19 protein-coding genes and 1 pseudogene are annotated in these 20,109 nt (G+C 58.7%); 8 read left to right on the plus strand and 12 right to left on the minus strand.

What is annotated here, in order from left to right; all coding sequences use genetic code 11:
* Positions 1-35 precede the first annotated feature (35 nt).
* The 3 genes from nfuA (at position 36) to PspTeo4_RS04955 (ending at position 1,935) form a co-directional block, all read left to right on the plus strand.
* Positions 36-620, plus strand: a complete 585-nt coding sequence (gene nfuA, locus PspTeo4_RS04945; protein ID WP_027919855.1) for a Fe-S biogenesis protein NfuA — start codon at positions 36-38, stop codon at positions 618-620.
* Between the two features lie 223 nt (positions 621-843).
* Complete coding sequence (locus tag PspTeo4_RS04950; RefSeq protein ID WP_322362625.1) at positions 844-1,452, plus strand: SCO family protein; 609 nt, start codon at positions 844-846, stop codon at positions 1,450-1,452.
* A complete protein-coding gene (locus PspTeo4_RS04955; RefSeq protein ID WP_322362626.1) occupies positions 1,453-1,935 on the plus strand; it encodes a copper chaperone PCu(A)C in 483 nt (160 codons plus the stop codon).
* A gap of 101 nt (positions 1,936-2,036) precedes the next feature.
* On the opposite strand, the gene PspTeo4_RS04960 is transcribed toward PspTeo4_RS04955, so the two are convergent.
* From PspTeo4_RS04960 to PspTeo4_RS04995, 8 genes are all read right to left on the minus strand, one after another.
* Complete coding sequence (locus PspTeo4_RS04960; RefSeq protein ID WP_322362627.1) at positions 2,037-2,264, minus strand: hypothetical protein; 228 nt, start codon at positions 2,262-2,264, stop codon at positions 2,037-2,039.
* 75 nt (positions 2,265-2,339) lie between these two features.
* Positions 2,340-3,173: an AraC family transcriptional regulator gene (locus PspTeo4_RS04965; RefSeq protein WP_322362628.1), complete on the minus strand. Its 834-nt coding sequence runs from the start codon at positions 3,171-3,173 to the stop codon at positions 2,340-2,342.
* Positions 3,170-3,484, minus strand: a complete 315-nt coding sequence (locus tag PspTeo4_RS04970) for an AzlD domain-containing protein (RefSeq protein WP_322362629.1) — start codon at positions 3,482-3,484, stop codon at positions 3,170-3,172. Before PspTeo4_RS04970 ends, PspTeo4_RS04965 begins: the two co-directional genes overlap by 4 nt.
* Positions 3,481-4,182: an AzlC family ABC transporter permease gene (locus PspTeo4_RS04975; RefSeq protein ID WP_322362630.1), complete on the minus strand. Its 702-nt coding sequence runs from the start codon at positions 4,180-4,182 to the stop codon at positions 3,481-3,483. The genes PspTeo4_RS04970 and PspTeo4_RS04975 overlap by 4 nt, the downstream gene beginning before the upstream one ends.
* 106 nt (positions 4,183-4,288) lie before the next feature.
* Entirely contained in the window at positions 4,289-4,984 is a 696-nt protein-coding gene (locus tag PspTeo4_RS04980; RefSeq protein WP_322362631.1) for a sel1 repeat family protein, read from the minus strand.
* Between the two features lie 159 nt (positions 4,985-5,143).
* Complete coding sequence (locus PspTeo4_RS04985; RefSeq protein ID WP_322362632.1) at positions 5,144-6,238, minus strand: hypothetical protein; 1,095 nt, start codon at positions 6,236-6,238, stop codon at positions 5,144-5,146.
* A 40-nt stretch (positions 6,239-6,278) separates the two neighbouring features.
* Positions 6,279-6,905 (minus strand): LysE family translocator, encoded by a 627-nt coding sequence (locus PspTeo4_RS04990; protein ID WP_322362633.1) that lies wholly within the window; start codon positions 6,903-6,905, stop codon positions 6,279-6,281.
* Between the two features lie 2 nt (positions 6,906-6,907).
* Complete coding sequence (locus PspTeo4_RS04995; RefSeq protein WP_322362634.1) at positions 6,908-7,684, minus strand: YqcI/YcgG family protein; 777 nt, start codon at positions 7,682-7,684, stop codon at positions 6,908-6,910.
* 161 nt (positions 7,685-7,845) lie between these two features.
* On the opposite strand from PspTeo4_RS04995, the gene PspTeo4_RS05000 reads away from it, so the two are divergent.
* The 3 genes from PspTeo4_RS05000 (at position 7,846) to PspTeo4_RS05010 (ending at position 13,278) form a co-directional block, all read left to right on the plus strand.
* Complete coding sequence (locus tag PspTeo4_RS05000) at positions 7,846-8,766, plus strand: LysR substrate-binding domain-containing protein (protein ID WP_322362635.1); 921 nt, start codon at positions 7,846-7,848, stop codon at positions 8,764-8,766.
* Positions 8,767-9,109: 343 nt separating this feature from the next.
* Positions 9,110-10,234 (plus strand): IS481 family transposase, encoded by a 1,125-nt coding sequence (locus PspTeo4_RS05005; RefSeq protein WP_322362636.1) that lies wholly within the window; start codon positions 9,110-9,112, stop codon positions 10,232-10,234.
* A 662-nt stretch (positions 10,235-10,896) separates the two neighbouring features.
* The gene (locus PspTeo4_RS05010) at positions 10,897-13,278 is read left to right on the plus strand and encodes a DNA polymerase II (protein ID WP_322362637.1); all 2,382 of its coding nucleotides are present in this window, start codon (positions 10,897-10,899) and stop codon (positions 13,276-13,278) included.
* 99 nt (positions 13,279-13,377) lie between these two features.
* Here the strand turns inward: PspTeo4_RS05010 and PspTeo4_RS05015 are convergent, their stop codons facing one another.
* The 3 genes and pseudogenes from PspTeo4_RS05015 to dddP all read right to left on the minus strand — a co-directional run bounded on the left by PspTeo4_RS05015 (position 13,378) and on the right by dddP (position 16,358).
* Positions 13,378-14,706, minus strand: coding sequence for an MFS transporter (locus PspTeo4_RS05015; protein WP_322362638.1), 1,329 nt, complete (start codon positions 14,704-14,706; stop codon positions 13,378-13,380).
* 152 nt (positions 14,707-14,858) lie between these two features.
* A pseudogene (locus tag PspTeo4_RS29770) lies at positions 14,859-14,939 on the minus strand (hypothetical protein); the annotation flags it as partial.
* Positions 14,940-15,014: 75 nt separating this feature from the next.
* Positions 15,015-16,358, minus strand: a complete 1,344-nt coding sequence (dddP, locus tag PspTeo4_RS05020; protein WP_322362639.1) for a dimethylsulfonioproprionate lyase DddP — start codon at positions 16,356-16,358, stop codon at positions 15,015-15,017.
* A 516-nt stretch (positions 16,359-16,874) separates the two neighbouring features.
* Between dddP and PspTeo4_RS05025 the strand changes: the two genes are divergently transcribed.
* Positions 16,875-17,768 (plus strand): dihydrodipicolinate synthase family protein, encoded by an 894-nt coding sequence (locus PspTeo4_RS05025; RefSeq protein ID WP_322362640.1) that lies wholly within the window; start codon positions 16,875-16,877, stop codon positions 17,766-17,768.
* Positions 17,769-17,828: 60 nt separating this feature from the next.
* On the opposite strand, the gene PspTeo4_RS05030 is transcribed toward PspTeo4_RS05025, so the two are convergent.
* Positions 17,829-18,842, minus strand: a complete 1,014-nt coding sequence (locus PspTeo4_RS05030; RefSeq protein WP_416196900.1) for a GlxA family transcriptional regulator — start codon at positions 18,840-18,842, stop codon at positions 17,829-17,831.
* Positions 18,843-19,100: 258 nt separating this feature from the next.
* On the opposite strand from PspTeo4_RS05030, the gene PspTeo4_RS05035 reads away from it, so the two are divergent.
* Positions 19,101-20,084, plus strand: coding sequence for a LysR family transcriptional regulator (locus PspTeo4_RS05035; RefSeq protein WP_322362642.1), 984 nt, complete (start codon positions 19,101-19,103; stop codon positions 20,082-20,084).
* Positions 20,085-20,109 lie beyond the last annotated feature (25 nt).

The raw sequence follows: 20,109 nt of genomic DNA on the forward strand, positions 1-20,109 counted from the left end.
GCGTACACTTGGCCGCAAGTCTGTGAGGAACTTCCATGAGCGCTATAACCATTACCGACGCCGCCCATGATTACCTGGCCGATCTGCTGTCCAAGCAGAACACGCCTGGCATCGGCATCCGCATTTTCATTACCCAGCCGGGCACCCAGTACGCCGAAACCTGCATCGCCTATTGCAAGCCGGGCGAAGAAAAGCCTGATGACGAGCCGGTAGGGCTAAAGAGTTTCACCGCTTACCTCGATGCGGTCAGCGTGCCGTTTCTTGAGGACGCGCTGGTTGACTACGCCACCGATCGCATGGGCGGCCAGTTGACCATCAAGGCACCGAACGCCAAGGTGCCGATGGTCAACGAAGACAGCCCGATCAACGAGCGCATCAACTACTACCTGCAGACCGAGATCAACCCGGGTCTGGCCAGCCACGGCGGCCAGGTCAGCCTGGTGGATGTAGTCGACGACGGCATCGCCGTGCTGCAGTTCGGCGGCGGTTGCCAGGGCTGCGGCCAGGCTGACGTCACCTTGAAGGAAGGCATCGAGCGCACCCTGCTCGAGCGAATTCCCGAGCTCAAGGGCGTGCGCGACGTGACCGACCATACCCAGAAAGAAAACGCGTACTACTGATACGCGTCGGGCGATTCAGGCTCGCGGTGAAAAGCCTTGATCCCTAGCAACAAACTGTTACGGATTCAACCCCTGCGACAACAGGCCGCAGCCCGTATTTAAAGGGCTGCAGGCCTGCACCCCCAACGTCGGGTAGATGCCCTGGGGGTGTCATGCCAGAATGCCCCGGTTTTTCGGCCGGCCTGTCCCTAGGGCCGGCACCTTCCCTGTAAAGGATGGTTCCATGAATGATCTGTTTACCCGGCGCGCAGTTGTCGCCGGGATGGGCGTTCTCGGGCTCGGCCTGCTGGCAGGCTGCAACCCGGCCCGGGGGCTCGAGTTCAAGTACGGCAAGAACATGAGCAACGAAATCCTCGGGCGCAAGTTCCGCCTCAAGGATACCCGTGGCAACGACGTCACCCTGTCGAGCTTCTACGGCAGCATGCCGATGATCTTCTTCGGTTTCACCCAGTGCCCGGCGGTCTGCCCGACCACCTTGGCGCGTGCGGCGCAAATCAAGAACCTGCTCAGGGGGCGCGACCGCGAAATTTTCCAGGTGGTGTTCATCACGCTGGATCCGGAGCGAGACACCCCTGAAGTGCTAGATGCCTACGTCAAGGCCTTCGACCCGTCGTTCACCGCGCTGACCGGCACCCCGGAAGAAATCGCCGAGGTGGCCAAGGAGTTCAAGGTGTTCTACGAGAAAGTCCCGGCCGGTGACACCTACACCATCTCTCACTCGTCCACCAGCTACGTCTACGATACACGTGGCACCCTGCGCCTGAGCCTGGGCCATTCCCTGAACGCCAAGGAATGTGCTGAAGACCTGGCCACCCTGATGGAGATTTGCTGAATGTCGATGCAACCGATCAAACGCGGTTTGGCTGCCCTGGTGCTGATGGGCCTGGCCCTGCCAGCCCTGGCTCAGACCACTGTGAGCGATGCCTGGGTGCGGGCCAGCGTGCCGCACCAGCAGTCCACCGGTGCCTTCATGACCTTGACCGCCAGCAGCGACAGCAAGCTGGTTGGCGTGGCGTCGCCTGTGGCCAAGACCGTGCAGGTGCACGAGATGACCATGAACGGCGATGTCATGGGCATGAAGGAAGTGAAGTCGGTCGAGCTGCCCGCAGGCAAGGCGGTAAGCCTGGACCCGAATGGTTACCACGTGATGCTGATGGGCTTGAGCCAACAGGTGAAGGAAGGCGAGAAAGTGCCACTGACCCTGACCATCGAGGGTGCCAAGGGCGAAAAGGAAACCCTGCAGGTGCAGGCTGAGGTGCGTGCTCTGAATGCCGAGGCTGGCGCTGGGCACGACCATATGCATATGAACCACTGATTGACTTGGGGCTGCCTTGCAGCCCAATCGCCGGCAAGCCGGCTCCCACAGTGTAGGAGCCGGCTTGCCGGCGATTGGGCCGCAAAGCGGCCCCATTTCATTCAGCTACGAAATCGTGGCAAAGGCCTGTCCAACGTCAACGAAGTCAGCGTCTTGCGCAGCTGGGCTTCGTCGGCCTCCAGAGCCTTGAGGCTGGCGCGGATCTTGCCGGCGGCGGGCACATCGCCCTGCCGGTCGATCCAGTCGGCAATCTCCTTGCAGGCACTGCTCAGGCAGGCTTGACGCTGGTTCATCAGCGTGAGGAGGGTGGTGAGCTCTCTTTCGGACATAGCAGGATCCTCCAATCAGCTCTGTCAGTGTAGCAGCGGCTGGCCGCTCTGCCGGAGGCAAAGTGCCGCACCGCCTCAGCTGTGCTGGCAGGCGCTGCGATAGGCGCCGGGCGTTACCCCGTATGCCTGCTTGAACTGCCGACTCAAATGGCTCTGGTCGGCAAAGCCCAAGGCAAACGCCACGTCCGAGGCCGCCAGGCCGCTTTTCAGAAACTCCCTCGCACGTGCCAGGCGGCGTTGCTTGAGCCAGGCATGGGGCGGCAAGCCGGTGGCCTGGCGGAACACCCTGGCGAAGTGGAACGGCGACAGGTTGACGGCAGCAGCCAGTTCTTCGAGCGACGGCGGGTCTGCCAGCTGGCTTTCCAGCAGTTCACGGGCACGGGCCACCGCTAGTGGCTCTCTGCCGGGTTCCGTAGGCTCTGCACACTGCCCGTGGCGCTGCACCAATGCCAGCACTGCCTGCCGCCAGGCGGTCTGCTGTTCCAGGGCGCTGGCACCGGACTCGGACAACTGGTGCAGTTGGCTGAAGGCCAAGGCCAGGGCCGGGTCCTGAATCACGCTGTCCTTGAAGTGCGGCATGCCATGGCGGCCCAGTTCCAGCTCGTCGAGCACGCCGGTAACCCGCTCGTGGTCTGGATAAAAGCCGCGATAGCGCCAGCCGGCTTCGTGGGCGGTGGCACCGGTGTGCAGTTCATCGGGGTTGATCAGCACCATGCTGCCCACCGGCGCCAGGTGCTCGCTGCCCCGGTGCCAGAAGCGTTGGGCCCCTGACTCGATCACGGTGAACACGTAACCTTCATGCACGTGCGGGGCGAAGCGCTGCTGGAAATACCGCGCGTGCAGCATTTCCACATCGCCCAGGGCCGGTGCTTGCCAGAGGTGGGTCTGTTCGCGCAGGGGCGTGCTCATGCCAGCCAGCTGCGTAGTAGGAAGAAGATCAACATGCTCACCAGCATGCTCAACAATACGCTGCGCGTCCAGAGCACCAGTGCAATGGCCACCAGCGAGCCGAGCAGGTAGGGGTTGAGCGGGCTCAGGTCCAGCTGGTGGCCGGGCAGGAAGATGATTGGTCCGCAGATGGCCGTGAGCATGCCAGGCACGGCGAAGCCCAGGAACTGCCGGGCATTGGAGCTCAGGCGCAGGGGCAGGCGAGGTTCGAGGAAGGCGTAGCGGTTGAGGAACACCACCGCGCCCATGGTGAATATCAGCAGCCAGATCATGCGCGGCCTCCGAAAAACTTTTGACACACGAAGCCCGCTGTCATACCCAGCAGGCCGGCAGCCACCAGGGCGGTTTCCCAGTGCCAGTAGCTGAACAGCACCGAGCAGAACAGCGATACCGCCACGCATACGGCCGTTGCCAGGTTGCGCACCAGTGGCGCGATCAGGGCGACGAAGGTGGCGACGATGGAGAAATCCAGGCCCAGTTGGTCCAGGTGCGGAATGTTCTGGCCAAGGATGATCCCGGCCAGGGTGAACAGGTTCCACGCCACATAGAAGGTCAGGCCGACGCCAAGCGCGTACCAGCGGTTGAACTGCTGCTGGTCGTAATGGCTGGTCAGGGCGAAGAATTCATCGGTGAGCAGGAAGCCCAGGCCCAGCCGCCAGCGCAGCGGCTGGCTCGACAGTACCGGACGCATGGACAGGCCGTAGAGCAAGTGCTGCGAGGTCAGCAGCAAGGTAGTCAGCAGGATCGACGCCAGGTTGGCACCGCCCTTGAGCATACCGATGGCTACCAGTTGCGCAGCGCCAGCGAAGACGATGGCCGACAGTCCCTGGCCTTCCCAGGCGCTGAGGTTGGCTTCGATGGCCATCGAGCCTGCCAGCAGGCCCCATGGGGCCACGGCCAGGGACAGCGGCAGAATGGCGATGGCGCCATGGAGAAAGGCTTGGCGGGCAATGGGAAGGCTGCTGGGCATGGCGGCTACAACATCTGTACTAGGCAGGCCAGCATGCCAGAGCGCGACCGGCGCTGGCTTGAACGATCTTGCTCAGGTAGGCGGCACAGGGCGCCTACCTGAGCCGTCAACGATGGCTGGCCAGGCGTTGTTGCGCCGTGGCGCAGCCGTTGATTTCAATGGCCTTTTGCAACAGCGTCTGACGTTGCTGCGGGTCCAGGTCGCTCAGCAGCCGGTAGACTTCGGCCTGGTAGTCGCGCTGACGCCCCCATTGCATCTGCAGGCCCTGGGGTTGGCTGCGGTTGCAGGCCAGGCGCAGGGCCGGTTGCGGGTAGTAGGGGGCATACAAGGTGGCCATGCTGGGAATGGCCTCCAGCTCCTGGCGGTAGGTGGGGCTGGTGTTGTAGGGCGTGCACAAACTCGCGATCGCGGAGGCGGGCGGGGCGAATCCTTGCTTGAGACTGGCCTGCAGCAACGGGCAGGCGGCATCTGGAATCTGCGCAGCCGGCAGGTAGGTCATGTAGTACAGGGCCAGGCGGTACTGCGCCACCGGGTGCCCCAGTTCCACGGATTTCTTCAGCAGCGCCACGGCCGTCGGCAGCGTACGGGCCATTGCCTCGCCCTGGCGGGTCAACTCAGGGTCGCTACCCATGGCCGCGCGCAGGGGGCTGGCCGAGTCTTCCTGGGTATCTGCCTGTTCAAGCAGCGGCAGGGCCTGGCGATAAAGCAGGTCGGCATGGGGATCGATGCGAACATCGAGCGCTTGCGCGGCCAGCGGTGCCAGGGCAATCAGCAGTGGGGGCAGGACACTGACGCGACTCACAGGCCACCCTTGCCTGACGAGCGACGTTCAGGGCTGACAGGAGGGTACTGATGGAGGACTACGATGTTCATGGCCGGTACAGGGGTGCCTCAGGCAAATCGGAACGACGACGTATTTTAGCCATGCACAGGCACTTGCAGGAAGGCCCGAGGGTAACTGTCAGACGAGCTTGATCGGCGTGACCTTGCGCTGAGCGTGTTTTTCCTGGGCCAGGCCAAGTTTGGCGGTGATCACCTTGGCCAAGGCATTGTTGCCCAGGTCATTGAGGTGCAGGCGGTCGACGAACAGATCGGCGCCAAACACCGGCGAACTGCTGAGCATGCTGTTCATGTCATAGCAGGGAACCGGGTCGGCCTGGCGCTTTATGCGACGAAAGTAGGCCATATGCAGCTGGCTGTCGTAAGCGTCTTCAAGCAGCTTGTCGAAGTTCGCTGACCGGCGCTCCAGGGCTGCCAGCATGGCCTGTTCGCCAGCGGGCACGGTGTCCCGGCACCAGGGCAACAGTGGCTGGAGAATGAACGTGAGTGTGGTGTGGCTTTCAGCCAGCATGCGCTCCCATTGGCGCAGGGTACGGCCGATGCTGTCGGCGGCGCGCGCCATGCGTTTTTCCGGTGCGGTCAGCGACCAGGAGACCGGAGTAGCTGGCCGGCGCGGTGCCAAAGCCTGCCCCAGGCGACGCCAGAGGGATGGGGTGTCGGGCGAGTCGGCGGGTTGGACACCTTCCTTGAAACTGTCGAGAAATGCCTGCTGGGCCTTGGCGTGCACGGGGTCCTGCAACCCATCGAGGACTTCGCTCAAGCCTTCGTGGGCCAGGGTGTTGAGGCCGCTGAGCACCACTACGTGGCCGATCTGCCCGAAGCGGTGCTGATGGGTGAGGAACAGGAGCAACTCCTGGCTGGCGTTGAGCCCGCAACTGGCCAGGTTCAGCCACACCTCCCCGGTGAGCATCGAAAGGTGCGACGCCACGGTGTGCTCGTCGGAGCTGGCACCGATACCCAGTGCGGTGGAACCACCGACCAGCAGATTGATGCGCCCGCTCGCGCCGCGTTCGGCGGCCGAGAAGCGTTTGCCCGCGAAATGGCTGTAGCGCAAACCCAGGGCATCGGTGTTGATGGTGCCCGAGCGATAGCCGCGCTCGTGTACCTGCAAGGTGTGCGGAGCACGGCGGTTGCCCAGCAGCAGGAAGTGCTGGTAGTCCTGCTGCAGGGGAGAGGGCATGCCCGTTGAGTCGGCGGCAGTGTCGGTCATTTTCATGGGCACTCCTCTTTGCAACGAAGGTGTGGGCTTGCTCGCCTCAGGATGCCAGCTCCCTGAGGTTGTACAGCAGGCCCCCAGCGGCAATCAGCAGCAGGGCGACGCCCGAGGCCAGGCTGATCAGGCGGTTGCTGCGCTGCGACGCGATCTTGCCAATGGCGAAGATGTACAGGCTGAGCACCGCGAAGTCGATGACTACCCAGAGCAGTGACAACACCACCATGCTTTTGCCGAAAGATTCGGTGATTTGTATGAACTGGGGGAAGAAAGCGATGAAAAAGATGATGTCCTTGGGGTTGGAGATGCCCACCATGAACCCTTGCCACAGGCCGCCACGTCCAGGCTTGGACCCGTCGCCGGTGGCCTCGGCAGTCGGTGCCTGCAGCGCATCTTTCAGGGTGCCCACGGCGATATGACCGATGAACAGGCAGCCGAGAAGGCTCATGGCGCTGAGCCAGGTCTTGTCGATGGCGGCGCTGGTGAGAATGATCCACGCTGCCGCGCCGATCAGCACCAGTGATGCCCAGTTGGTGCCGACGGCGGTAAAGATGGCCTTTCGCGACCCGGAGGCCGCGGCAGTGTTGACGATCAGCGCCACCACCGGGCCAGGGGTGGCGATCAGCAGCAGGACGGTCAGGGCGTAGGTCAGCGTCAATGCGGTATTCACGGTCAGTTCTCGATCAATGAGTCGGAGGTTGCCAGGGCGTGGAAGGGGCAGCGTGGCGGGTTCAGCGAGCCCTGCTCCTGGAGTTGGTATTGCTTCCACTCGTAGTTGTCGTCCTGGCCGAAGAAACCGAGGGTGTCGGGTACGACGCCATCGTTGTAATTGCGTACACGCTCGCGGATACGAGCGCGAATGCGCTTGCCACTTTCGGTGTCGGCATTGGCGACTTCGTCGAAGTTCTCCCGGGGGTTGATGACGAAGGTGATGTGCGGGCCCAGGTTGCGGCTTTTCATTTGCCGGTGGCCGGGGAAGTTCATGTTGATGAACAGCGGCATACCGCCGTAGCAGAACGACCACCCGTTGTCGTCAGGGTCGGTCGGGATGGCCTGGGGCCAGGGGTGCGGGTCGCGCGCGTGCACGCCGCGCAGGACTTTCCAGGCCAGGGCTTGTTGCTCGGCAAGGGTCAGCTCGCTGGCTGTTTCGAGAAAGACCACCAGCGGGCTGCCGATACGTTGTTTTACCGGCACGTGCCTGATGTTCTGGACATAATCGGCCAGCCCCTTGGCCATGTCGTCAGCCAGGTGCTCGGCACGCGCGAAGAGGATATGGCAGGTTTCGGCGGCTACTGCCTTGCGCCCGAACAGGCATGGAAAGTCAGGGTTGGCAAGGACGCCTTTAAAGTGTTGTATGGTCTTGTACGTCCAGTGTTGCGAGTTCCGGACATGTTCAGAGGCCGCGTCTAGCGCATCCAGGCGATAGCAGTTCCCATAACCTGTAAACATGATTTCCCCAGGAGATTATGTAAGTGGACGTTCTAGTCATATGCAGGCAGTTTGTTTGTTTATCTTTGTTATTTACCTGCATTTTCTGAGACGCTCTCCAGGTTGTAAAACGCGTGGAACTATGACCTACTATTAGTCTCACTCATGCTTCGGAAGACACCATGTCGGAACGGATTCAGGCTTTGCACGCGCTGCGTGCGTTCGAGGTGGCGTCTCGCTACGGTTCTTTCACCCGTGCGGCAGAGGAACTGGCGTTGACCCAGGGTGCGGTCAGTCACCACATCAAGACCCTCGAGGCCATGTTCGGTTGCGACTTGTTCGAGCGCCGTGGCCCCAAGTTGCGCCTGACCGAGCACGGGCGGCTGTTGGCCCAGGAACTCAAGGTGGGCTTCAAGATCATCGAGAACGCGTGTGCGTTGTTGCGTCAGGACCGTTATGGCCTGCGCCTGAAAGCACCATCGACGTTGACGGTGCGTTGGTTGTTGAGGGCGCTGGATGCGTTCAAGAAGGTCGATGACAGTTGCAGCGTGCAGCTTTCCAGCGTGTGGATGGATATCGACACGGTCGATTTCTACTCAGAGCCGTACGACTGCGCGATTTTGCTGGCCAACGGCCGATTTCCGGCCGATGTCGAAAGTTTCAAGTTGTTCGATGAGTGGCTGATACCGGTGTGCCACCCCGACTACCTGGACAACCCGCAGCCTGACCTTGGTGATTTGCGTCACTGTGAGTTCCTGCATCCGTCGCCGGATAGGCGTGACTGGCGGCGGTGGTTGGCGCGCATGGATGCGCTGGACATCAGCATCGACCATGGTCAGGTGTTCGATACGCTTGACCAGGGGATTTCGGCGGCACAGCAGGGGTTGGGGATTTCGGTGGTGGATTTGGTACTGGCCAGTGCCGACTTGGCGGCGGGGCGGTTGGTGACGCCGTTCAAGCATGCGGTGGCGACGGGGGATGGTTATTACATGACGTGGCTCAAGGCGAGTCCCAAGGCGCGGCAGATGAACAAACTTCGTGATTTTCTGCTTGGGCAGGTGCCGGCTTTGGCGTACAAGGATATCAATTACCTTTACGGCTGATTCAACTGCTCTTGCTCTTGCTCTTGCTCTGCTTTTGCTTTTAGTGCGCGATAGTTCAGGCACCACAAATTGCGACGTCAGAAGGCCGAGTGGAGGTCTTGCGGAGGGAGGTGACGGGCATGGATGCCCGTCAAGCGCTGCGGCCCAGGATGGGCCGTACAGCGCGGTCCTCCCGGGAGCAAGACCGGAGCGAGGGGACCCCGGAGCGTAGCGTAGGGGCCGGATGTAGGAGCCAGCGGCTTTGGTTCCTTTGGCCAAGATGTATAGACCGGACACATGGTGGACACGTGTACGGGGACATGGTTGACACTTTCCGGCGAGCTCACTTTGCCGGATTGCCATCATGCCCTGGAATACGAGAGATGCCATGAGCCTGAAAGAAGAGTTTATTGCCCTGGCGCGGCAACCCGGCAGCAACAAACGCCAACTGTGCCGGCTATTCGGTATCAGCCCTCAAACCGCCTACAAATGGCTCGAGCGCTATGAGGCTCAAGGCCGGTCAGGCCTTCAGGAGAAGTCCCGACGCCCCTTCAATAGTCCGAAACTGACTGAAGCCGCCTTGGAGGCAGAAGTCATAGCGCTTCGGCAAGAACATCCGGCATGGGGAGGACGCACGATCAGTAACCTGCTGCACAACCGTGTCGCGCCCAGCACCGTTACCAATATCCTCCGCCGCCATGGCCTGATTCTGCCTGCTCAAACGACGCGTGAGGCCATGCTGAGGTTTGAGCATGATGCTCCTAATGATCTATGGCAGATGGACTTCAAAGGACATTTCCCGACGCAACAAGGCCGATGCCATCCTTTGACCGTGCTGGATGACCATTCTCGCTTCAGCCTGGCCATACAGGCCTGTGACAGCGAACGGGGTGCGACGGTCAAGGAGAAGATGGTGGAAGTCTTCCAGCACTATGGTTTGCCGGCGCGAATCAACGTCGATAACGGTGCACCGTGGGGCTCACCGCGCAATCCTGGAGAGGTCACAGAGCTAAGTATCTGGCTGATTCAACTGGGGATCCGAATAAGTTTCAGTCGTCCCTATCATCCTCAAACCAATGGCAAGCTCGAGCGCTTCCATCGTTCTCTCAAAGCTGAGGTGCTCGATGGGCGCCAGTTTTCCACGCTGATGGAGGCTCAAGCTGCGTTTGATCGATGGCGCGATATCTATAACCTCCAACGGCCTCATCAAGCCTTGGGATACCAGGTGCCTATAGACCGATACCGCACCAGTACTTGGGCCTATCCGCAGCAGTTGAAGGCGTTTGAGTACGGGCCTGACGATGTAGTGGCCAAGGTCTATCACAGCCGGTTCCGTTTCCAGAAACGTTACTTCAGTATTGCGAAAGGCCTGGCTGGGCATGAAATTGCTATACGTCCTAATGCTGAAGGCGGGGGCTTGTTCAATGTCTACTTCTGCCATCATTTCCTGCGGACAATCGACGTGACCAAGCCGGATTACGGTTCATAATCTGTCAACCATGTCTCCGCACACGTGTCCACCATGTGTCCGGTCCGTACACCAAGACCAAAGGAACCCGCCGGAAGGGCGGAAAGGTGAATAAGCGCCTCCATGGCAAATGGATATTCACACTATATAAATGCCGCCTCTTAATTTGTGTTTTTGTGTTTTTGTGTTTTTGTGTTGGTTTGTAAATTTGTGAGTATATCCATTTGCCAAGGTGACGCTTAATCACCTTTCCGCTCTTACAGCGGGTCACTTTTTGGCAAACGCCCCAAAAAGTAACCAAAAAAGTCTGGCTCCTACATCCGGCCCCTGCGCTGCGCTCCGGGGTTCCCTCGCTCCGGTCTTGCTCCCGGAAGGACCGCGCTGTACGGCCCATCCTGGGCCGCAGCGCTTGACGGGCATCCATGCCCGTCACCTTCCTTCGCAAGACCTCCACTCGGCCTCCTGAAGTCGCAATCTGCTGCGTCTGAACTACCGTGCGCTAAAAGCCAAAGCCAAAGCCAAAGCCAAAGCCAAAGCCAAAGCCAAAGCCAAAGCCAAAGCCAAAGCCGACGCGGAGTGAAACTAAACGAGCAATTCGGGAATTCTGCCTTTGTCGAACCTGCCATCGGCGTCTGGAGGTAGAATCCCTGCATGAACCAAACAGCCATTTTGAGGACAACGCAGTGAATGTGCAGCAGGGCTTTGTCCTGACCCGACACTGGCATGACACCCCGCAAGGCACCTGCGTGGAATTCTGGCTGGCCACCGACCAAGGCCCTCGCCAAGTGCGCCTGGCCCCTCAGGAGTCGATAGCGTTCATCGCCAACGATGACGCTGAACGCACCCACGCACTGCTGGCCAATGAAACGGCTGTCGAACTCAAGCCCTTGCACCTGCGCAACTTCAAGCAGCAACCAGTCATGGGCCTGTACACCCGCCAGCACCGCCAGTTGATGCAGCTGGAACAACGCCTGCGCAGCAACGGCATCGAAGTCCATGAGGCCGACATCCGCCCCCCGGAGCGCTACCTGATGGAGCGCTTCATCACCGCCCCGGTGCAGTTCACCGGCAAACCCGATGCCCAAGGCGTGCTGTGCGACGCCCAGCTCAAACCCTCGCCGGATTACCGCCCAACCCTGCGCCTGGTATCACTGGACATCGAAACCAGCGAGCGCGGCGAGCTCTACAGCATCGCGCTGGAAGGCTGCGGGCAGCGACAGGTCTACATGCTCGGCCCGAGCAACGGCGATACACCAGGCCTGGACTTCGACCTGCACTATTGCGATAGCCGTACCGAATTGCTCACCTGCCTCAACCAGTGGATGGCCAGGCACGACCCCGACGCCATCATCGGCTGGAAACTGGTGCAGTTCGACCTGCGCCTGTTGCACGAACACGCCAAACAGCTGGGGGTGCCACTTGCCCTGGGCCGCAACGGCGCAGCCATGACCCTGCGCAACCATGCCAGCGGTGGCCATGTGTTCGCCGATGCCCCCGGGCGCCTGCTGATCGACGGTATCGAGGCGTTGCGTTCGGCAACCTGGAGCTTCCCCTCGTTCAGCCTCGAGAACGTCGCCCAAACCCTGTTGGGGGAGGGCAAGGCCATCGAGACGCCCTACCAGCGCATGGACGAAATCAACCGCATGTTCGCCGAGGACAAACCATCGCTGGCGCGTTACAACCTCAAGGACTGCGAACTGGTGACGCGCATCTTTGCCCACACGCGCCTGCTGGAATTCCTGTTGGAGCGTTCCTCCGTCACCGGCTTGGCGGTGGACCGCAGCGGAGGTTCGGTGGCCGCGTTCTGTCATCTGTACATCCCGCACATGCATCGCCTGGGGTTCGTCGCTCCCAACCTCGGCAGCCAGCCGGACGAAGCCAGCCCCGGCGGCTTCGTCATGGACTCACGCCCAGGCCTGTACGATTCAGTGCTGGTACTGGACTACAAAAGCCTGTACCCCTCGATCATTCGCACTTTCCTGATCGACCCGGTGGGGCTCGTCGAAGGCCTTCGCCAACCCGATGACGAACACTCGGTCGAAGGGTTCCGGGGCGGGCGTTTCTCGCGCAGTCAGCATTGTTTGCCGGCCATCGTCGAGCGTGTCTGGCAGGGCAGGGAGGCGGCCAAGCGCGAGGGCAATGCGCCGTTGTCCCAGGCGCTGAAAATCATCATGAACGCGTTCTACGGCGTGCTTGGTTCCAGCGGCTGCCGCTTCTTCGACCCCCGCTTAGCGTCGTCCATCACCATGCGCGGTCATCAGATCATGCGCCAGACCCGCGCGCTGATCGAAGCGCGAGGTTACGACGTGATCTACGGCGATACCGACTCCACCTTCGTCTGGCTCAAAGGTGCCCATGGCGAGGAAGCCGCGGCACGCATCGGCCGCGAACTGGTAGCGGAGGTCAACCAGTGGTGGCGCCAGCACCTGCGCGAAACCATGGGCCTTGAAAGCGCTCTGGAACTGCAGTTCGAGACGCACTATCGACGCTTCCTCATGCCCACCATTCGCGGCACCGACGAGGGCAGCAAGAAGCGCTATGCCGGCCTGGTACAGCGCGCTGATGGCAGTGACGATGTGGTGTACAAGGGGCTGGAGTCGGTACGCACCGATTGGTCGCCCTTGGCCCAGCAGTTCCAGCAAGCGCTGTATGGGCGCATATTCCGTGGCCAGCCCTATCATGATTATGTCCGGGAGTTCGTGCGAAGCACCCTGGCAGGCGAGCAGGACGCGTTGCTGGTTTACCGCAAGCGCCTGCGCCGGCCGCTGGCCGATTACCAGCGCAATGTTCCTCCCCATGTGCGCGCCGCACGTCTGGCCGACGATTACAACCAGCGGATGGGGCGTGCGCGGCAATATCAGAACGGCGGGTTGATCAGTTATGTGATCACCACTGCCGGCCCTGAGCCACTGGAAAACCTGCGCTCGCCTATCGACTACGACCACTACCTCAGTCGCCAACTGCAGCCGGTGGCCGATGCCATCCTGCCCTTCGTCGTTTTCCGGACAATCGACCTCAGGTGTCTGGATCAGTTATCTCTCGATTTTCAACCGTCCTTGTTCTGAAGCCAGCTCCTACAGGTACAGCGGTGATCTCAAGGTTGGTGCAGTCCATGTGGGAGCCGGCTTGCCGGCGATAGGGCCAGCACTGACACAACCACTCCATCAACCAAGGGAAGCTGCCTGCTGAAGGTTCAGCGAGCGGGTTTCGGGTGCCAGCAACCACGATAGAAGCAGGCCGAACAATGTAATTGCCGCAGCGACATACATGGTTTGAGCGATCCCGAGAACATCCAGGGAAAGAGGCACGAGATAAGTACCAACGGCTGCTCCGATACGTGAGATTGACGTGCCTACACCCACCGCGAATGCTCGAATTTCCGTAGGGAATATCTCGTTCGGGTAGACCAAGGTCAGTACCTGGGCTCCGCCAATGAACAATGCGTAGATAGCAAAGAAAACCAAGATGAAGCTGCCCGCACTGTTGTGCAGTGCGCCCAGGCAAAGCAGTGCAAGACCGGACAGCAGGAAGCTGTAAAGCAGCAGGTTTCTTCGCCCAATCACGTTGATGAGCCGGGTGGCGCCAACGCAGCCAGCTACAAAAAACAACGTGATGAGCACCGAGCCGATCGACGCGCTGTCACCTTTGACATTCAGTGCGGCAAGCACTTTCGGTGCGAATGCATAAACAGCGAACAGTGGAATGATGCAGCACGTCCAGAACACAATGACGAAGAGCATCCGCTTGCCATAGCCGGAGTACAGCAGGCTCCAAATGTTCACTTTATGATGGGTGTTCTCTTCCGGCAGGTTATGCAGGCCGAAGTTATTGCCGTACACGGATTTGATGACGTGTTCAGCTTCTGCGCTGCGTCCCTTGCTCAACAACCAACGTGGCGATTCAGGTGTGCCAATGCGCACGATGAACAACGCGATTCCGATGATTGCCGAGCTCGCCAATACCCAGCGCCAGGCATCCTCGGCGCCGGAGCGCAATATCAATTCACCTGCGATGTACGCGGCAGCTGCACCGGCAAACCAGAGAATCGTCAATGTCGCCAGCCTTGGGCCACGGTATTTCCTGGGCATGAATTCGACAAGCAGGGACGTTGCCACCGGGTATTCGATACCCACTGCAATGCCTATGACAAGTCGAAGAAGGAATATGGTGAGGGCGTCATCAGCCCAGAATTGCGCAACAGATGCGAGTGCGAACAAGGTTGGGCCGACGAAGAAAAGCCGTTTTCTTCCAAGCCGATCGGTAAGCCAGCCACCCAGGAAGCCGCCGAAGAAAATACCAATCAGCGCCGAGGCCGCGATCATTCCTTCCCAAAAACTGGTTAAAGCCAATGAAGTGGAAATGTGGGCGAGCGCGACACCAATGATGCTGAGTACATAGCCATCAACAAAGGAGCCTCCACCCGAGCGGAGGGTGAGTAGTCGGTGGAACGGGTTGAGCGGTACATCTTCTACTGAAATATTCGGGCTTGTCATTCTTATACCTGATATTGCTTTTTGGGTTTGGGCAGAGCGAATCCGCAAGATGCCAGCGCCTTGCGGTCGAGAGGCCTCCTCAAAAACTCAGTGAGTGATGGGGATTATTGTTGTTGTAAAAATTCCTGGGCTCGGTCGTAGTGGCGTGTATGTCAGCCCTCGCGGCCAGCTCTGTACTGGCCCCATTTCAAGTTCATGTTGACGCCCAAGGACACCAAGGGGGCCAAAGGGTTGGTAACAAGGCGTTATGCGTGCGAGCCGGCTCCGTTGCTAAAGATCACAGAGCCGGCTCGACCAGGTGCGCAGTATCAGTCACGCAAAAAGCTTTCTTCGAACGGGTAGTGCGTAAGCAGTTCATAACCCGTTTCGGTGACCAGGAGTTGATTTTCGAGTTTGATGCCGTCGCGTCCGCCAACCTCTCCGATGTAGGCTTCGACGCAGAGCGCCATGCCAGGTTGGAGCTCACCCTCGTAACCATAGGCGTCGACGTCTTCCGGATACCGAATGCAGGGGTATTCGTCGCACAATCCCACACCATGGAACATCACGCCGTAGCGTTGCGCTCGGCAGGACTCTGGTAGGCGGTGAGCTTTTGCGGTCAGTTCGGTGAAGCGGACACCTGGTTTGACTAACTCGATGTTATGGGAAATGTGGTCATGTGCGATGCGATACAAACGCTTCTGCTCTGCAGTGGGTTCGAACCCTCCACAGATCCAGCTGCGTGACATGTCCACGCACATCCCATAGACACCGATCAGGTCGGTGTCGAAAGACAACAAATCGCCGTCGCTGACAATGCGCGGCCCGCACTCCTGGAACCAGGGGTTGGTGCGTGGGCCTGAGCTGAGGATGCGCGTTTCGATCCACTCACCACCTCGCCGAATGTTGCCAGCATGAAGAACCGACCAGATGTCATTTTCAGTCATGCCGGCTCGCATTGCCAGGTGCATCTCGGAAACCGCAGCCTCACAAGACGCTACGGCGCAGCGCATGGCCTTGATTTCGTCAGGGCCTTTGATTGCGCGAGCAAACTCCGTCACCTCCTGCCCGCTGCACAGTTCGATGCCAAGAGCGTCGAGCGCTCGGACGCCGGCGAGTTCGATTCGGTCAACTGCCAAGCGGCGATTCGATCCAGCATGCTTGCGCAAGATTTCATCGACTTGGCCAGCAAAACGACGGGCATGCTCGTCAGTGCGGTCGCCGGTTTCAAAATAGAAGAACGATGCTCCGCTGCGGAGCTCGCTCACCAGGGGCAGGTGCGCGCTCAAGTGATCGCAGCCGTGGAAGTCCCACAGCACGACATGCCCGCTGGCGGCTACGAAGCAAGCGCGGGCTGGGTTATGGGTTGTCCATAGCTGCATGTTTGTAGTGTCGGTCGCATAGCGAATATTCAGCGGGTCAAACAACAAAACGCCCCCGAGGTCACGCGCGACCAGCTGCTCTTGAATACGGCGTAGGCGGTATTCACGCATGCTGGGTAGGTGAGGAGGCTCCAATCCCAGCTGAGCCCATTCAGTAAAGGCAAGAGGGGTTGGGCCAATTTCGCAGCGATCGTTGTCGTCCACTGAACCATCCGCTTTCAACGAAGTGGCACGACGTTTGGCGGGGTCGATACGGCGGGAATCAGCGCTGATAGAAAAAGGTGATGACATCACGGTCTCCAAGCATTTTTATGATATGAAGCTGAGTGATTACCTTGACTCGACCTTTCTTGATGGGTGCAAGCAATGTGGAACAACGGCTTGGCAAGCTAGGACGCCAACAATTGATTGTAATGGTCGGTATTTATTTTCCATCGTGTATTGGCAGCATGGAAGGGCAATGCCAAACGGGAAATATATACATTGTGGTTTTCAGAGTTTGTTGTTTTAGTTGCTCCAGACAGGCGTTCTTGGAATGTATAGCTATCTGTGGATAGGCGCCAACAACATTTATACACCTTCATGGATAACCTGACGTTATAGACGATGGTGTTCGCGCTCTTAGATGACTGTGGAAGCCGTGTTCAAGGTCGCCGAGTCGAGTTGGCTCGCATAACCTGAAATTATCAGATTGCCCTCGTAAATGTCGCTGTATGAAGGCCTGGTCGGGCCTTAACCTCTTGCTTGGCGCTCACTCGCTCGGTGCATTAGCTGGATAAGCTAGCTAACAATAAAAAGGGGTTATTCATGTCTGCATTCATGTTTTCCGGTGTCAACCTGGCCATCACCACGCCTTTCGATGCTCAGGGCAAAATCGACTATGCGCATTTCGAAGTCTTGATCGAGCGTTATATCGCAGCAGGCGTACATGGCATTGTGCTCAGCTCCGGAACCGGGATGCATGTGTATCTGAGCAAGGAGGAATCGAAGGAACTGGTTGCCTTTGGCGCGCGGGCCATCAACGGTCGTGCCCGCGTAATTGCCCAGACTTCCGCGTTGTTGCTTGATGAGGTGGTTGAGCGTACCTGTCACGCCAAGGATCACGGGGCTGATGGTGTGATGGTACTGCCTCCATTCTTCGAAGGCCCAACCGATGACCAGGGCATCATCGACTTTTACTCCAGCGTTTCCGAAGCTGGCCTGCCAATAATTGGATACAACGTCCCGCAAGCCGTTGGTGTTGAAGTGACTCCGTCCCTGTTCAAACAGTTGGGTGAAATCCCGAACTTCGTTTCGGTCAAAGACAGCAGCGGTGATCTGGCTGCCCAGGCTTGCTTGGTGCGCACGGGCCTACCAACGATGAATGGGGCCGACCCTCTCGCGCCTTACGCGCTGTTCGCGGGTGCCGCTGGCCTGATTTGGGGTGGCGCAAACATGGCACCCAGGACCTGCGTCGCTTTGGTTAATGCAGCCAGTGAGCACAAGTGGGATGAGGTGCAACAGATCTGGAAAGCCTTGGCGCCGGTCATGTCTCTGATCTGGCAAGGGGACTACGTACAGTCGGTCTACGCCGGTGCAGAAATCATGGGTTACGGCGCAGGTAATCCGCGCCGTCCGTTGGCTCGCCTGTCTGACGAGAAAATCGGGGGCCTGCGTGACGCACTGGAACCACTGATAGAGCTCGAAGCCCAGGCCTGCTGATGCGCGTAGGCGTGCCCCCTGATCAAATTCACCTGTGTCGGTTACTCGCCCGTCGATTGACTAAATCTCATATCGAACCTCTTTCGACGGCGGGTGCCCAAAAAACGCGCTGTATGACCTGCTGAAATGGGTGCAGGAGACGAAGCCGCAGGCAATCGAAACGTCGAAGATCGATGCACTGGAGTTCTGAATCAGCCGCCGTGCTTCGGTGATCCGGAGCTGGAAATAGTACTTCTGGGGCGTGGTGTTCAACTGATCCTTGAACAGCCTTTGAATCTGCCGTATCGACAGCCCTACGACTTCGGCGAGCTGTTCCGGGTTCAGTGTTTCCTCAAGGTTCGCCTCCATGAGCGCGATGACTTCCCGGAGCATCTTGCTCACCTTGGGATGCTGAGGGTTCTGGAAGCTGCGCAACTTGCTCTGATCAGAATCAAGCGTGTCCAGCACCGCATCGGCCAATTGAGGGCCAGCGCCGACGTTGAGCCAACGAATCATCATTTCGAAGGCGCCGGCAGGCGTGGCTGACGTCATCCGGTTTCTGTCGAGAATCAGCGATTCTTGAGAGACTCTGGCATAGGGGGCGCGCTCAGCCAAAGCGGTGCGTTGTTCTGCGTGAATTGCACAGCGGTAACCGTCCAGCAAGCCTGCAGCACCCAGGTACCAGGCCCCATTCCAAAGACCACCCAGGGCGATTGGAAGCTTGGAGATGTTTTTCAGCAGCGCCGATAACCAATTCGGTACCGTTCTTGCTGCGCGCAGTCCTCCGCAGACAATCATCAAATCAAGGTCGGCAAGACGGATGTCAGTCAAGGGCGTGTCGGGTCTGATCGGGATACCCAGGTCGCTCATGACCTCTGCGTGGTTGTGGCTGAACGTATGAACCCGAACTGCACCAGGGGAAATCAGGTTCGCGGTTACCAGAACATCCAGGGCTTGGGTGAAGCAGGGTAATGAGAAGTTTTCGAGCAGGAGAAAGCCAACCCGTGACGTCTTCCGCTCGGCGTGCGCTTGGGTGATGAAACCCAAGTTCCGGTCTACAAACGTGCGACTAAATTCTCTGGTAACAGTTTTCATTGGGAAACCCAGCAGCGCAAGCCCAATGCTTGACTAACTTGTTGAGTAACAGCGCTTTGTTGATGAAACGTTGCGCGACAGGTTTTGAGCGTCTTCTTAACATACGGTCGGACGTCAGGAATTGTCCAGAAAGTTTTTGTAGAAATTTTGCATAACTTCAAGTTATGCAGATGGTAAGTTTTTGAAGATGCATTTTTTAGTGTGTTGCGTAGTATGGAGTTGAGCCGAGGTTTAAGTGGATGGGGATCGGTACGAATCATGTCGCAGAAGCACGTGGATCCAGACACGCTATTGCTTAAGATGCCATCCTTGAGAGCCGTAAGGGCTTTTGTGGCTGCAGCAAAATACGAGAGCTTTACCCGTGCGGCAGAAGCGCTTTGCGTCTCGCAGGCTGCGATCAGCCGTCAGATTCGGGAGCTGGAAGAGTATTTGAATGCCCCGTTGTTTGTCAGGGTGGGGCGTACCGTTGAGCTCACTTGCGCCGGTTCGGTTTTCTTCGATGCCTCTCAGATATCGTTCGTAAATATCGCACAAGCCGCTGAGCGAATTCGAAATGCACCCTGCGACAAGCGCGTGTTAACGATTTCGTGTTCGCCTGCATTTTCGGCGCTATGGCTGTCCAATCATATTCAGGAATTTCGCATCAAGCATCCAGATATCGAGCTGAATCTCATCACGACTCAAAATTTTCATGCGAGAGAGCCTGGTGTTGAGCCCGATATTGTAATTTCGAAATTCGTCAACGTAGGGGAGGGGTACAAGGTTCACCCTCTCTGTCACGATATTATTTATCCGGTTTGCTCGCCTGAGTACTTGAGGCGCAATCCTGATATTGAGTCGCTGAAAGGACTGCAAAATTCCGAACTCCTGGATTTGAGCCCTTATGGGCGCTCAGGCGTGGCTGAACACGTGGATTGGAGCGTTTGGCTTGCCTTTCAGAATGTCAATCTGGATGAGCGCGATTCCACGAGTGCGCCCATTTTTCATGCCAATGATTATAACCTGATTATTAATATGGTGCTTTCAGGTCAAGGTGTTGCGCTTGGGTGGAATCAATTGGTTGGGCATATGGTCGAAAACGGACGCTTGGTGAGGCCCGTTCGTGAAAAACTGACGCTGCATAATAGTCTCCACTACCTGGCGTCTAGAGAGAATAACGATAACGAGGATGCCTGTTGCCGAGTGAGAGACTGGGTGATGTCCAAGTTCTCTTGGTGGAGTGTCCAGGGCCCAAACGCATAACCTGCCATTATGAATATGGCCTTGA

It is taken from the genome of Pseudomonas sp. Teo4, from assembly GCF_034387475.1.
Taxonomy (GTDB): domain Bacteria; phylum Pseudomonadota; class Gammaproteobacteria; order Pseudomonadales; family Pseudomonadaceae; genus Aquipseudomonas.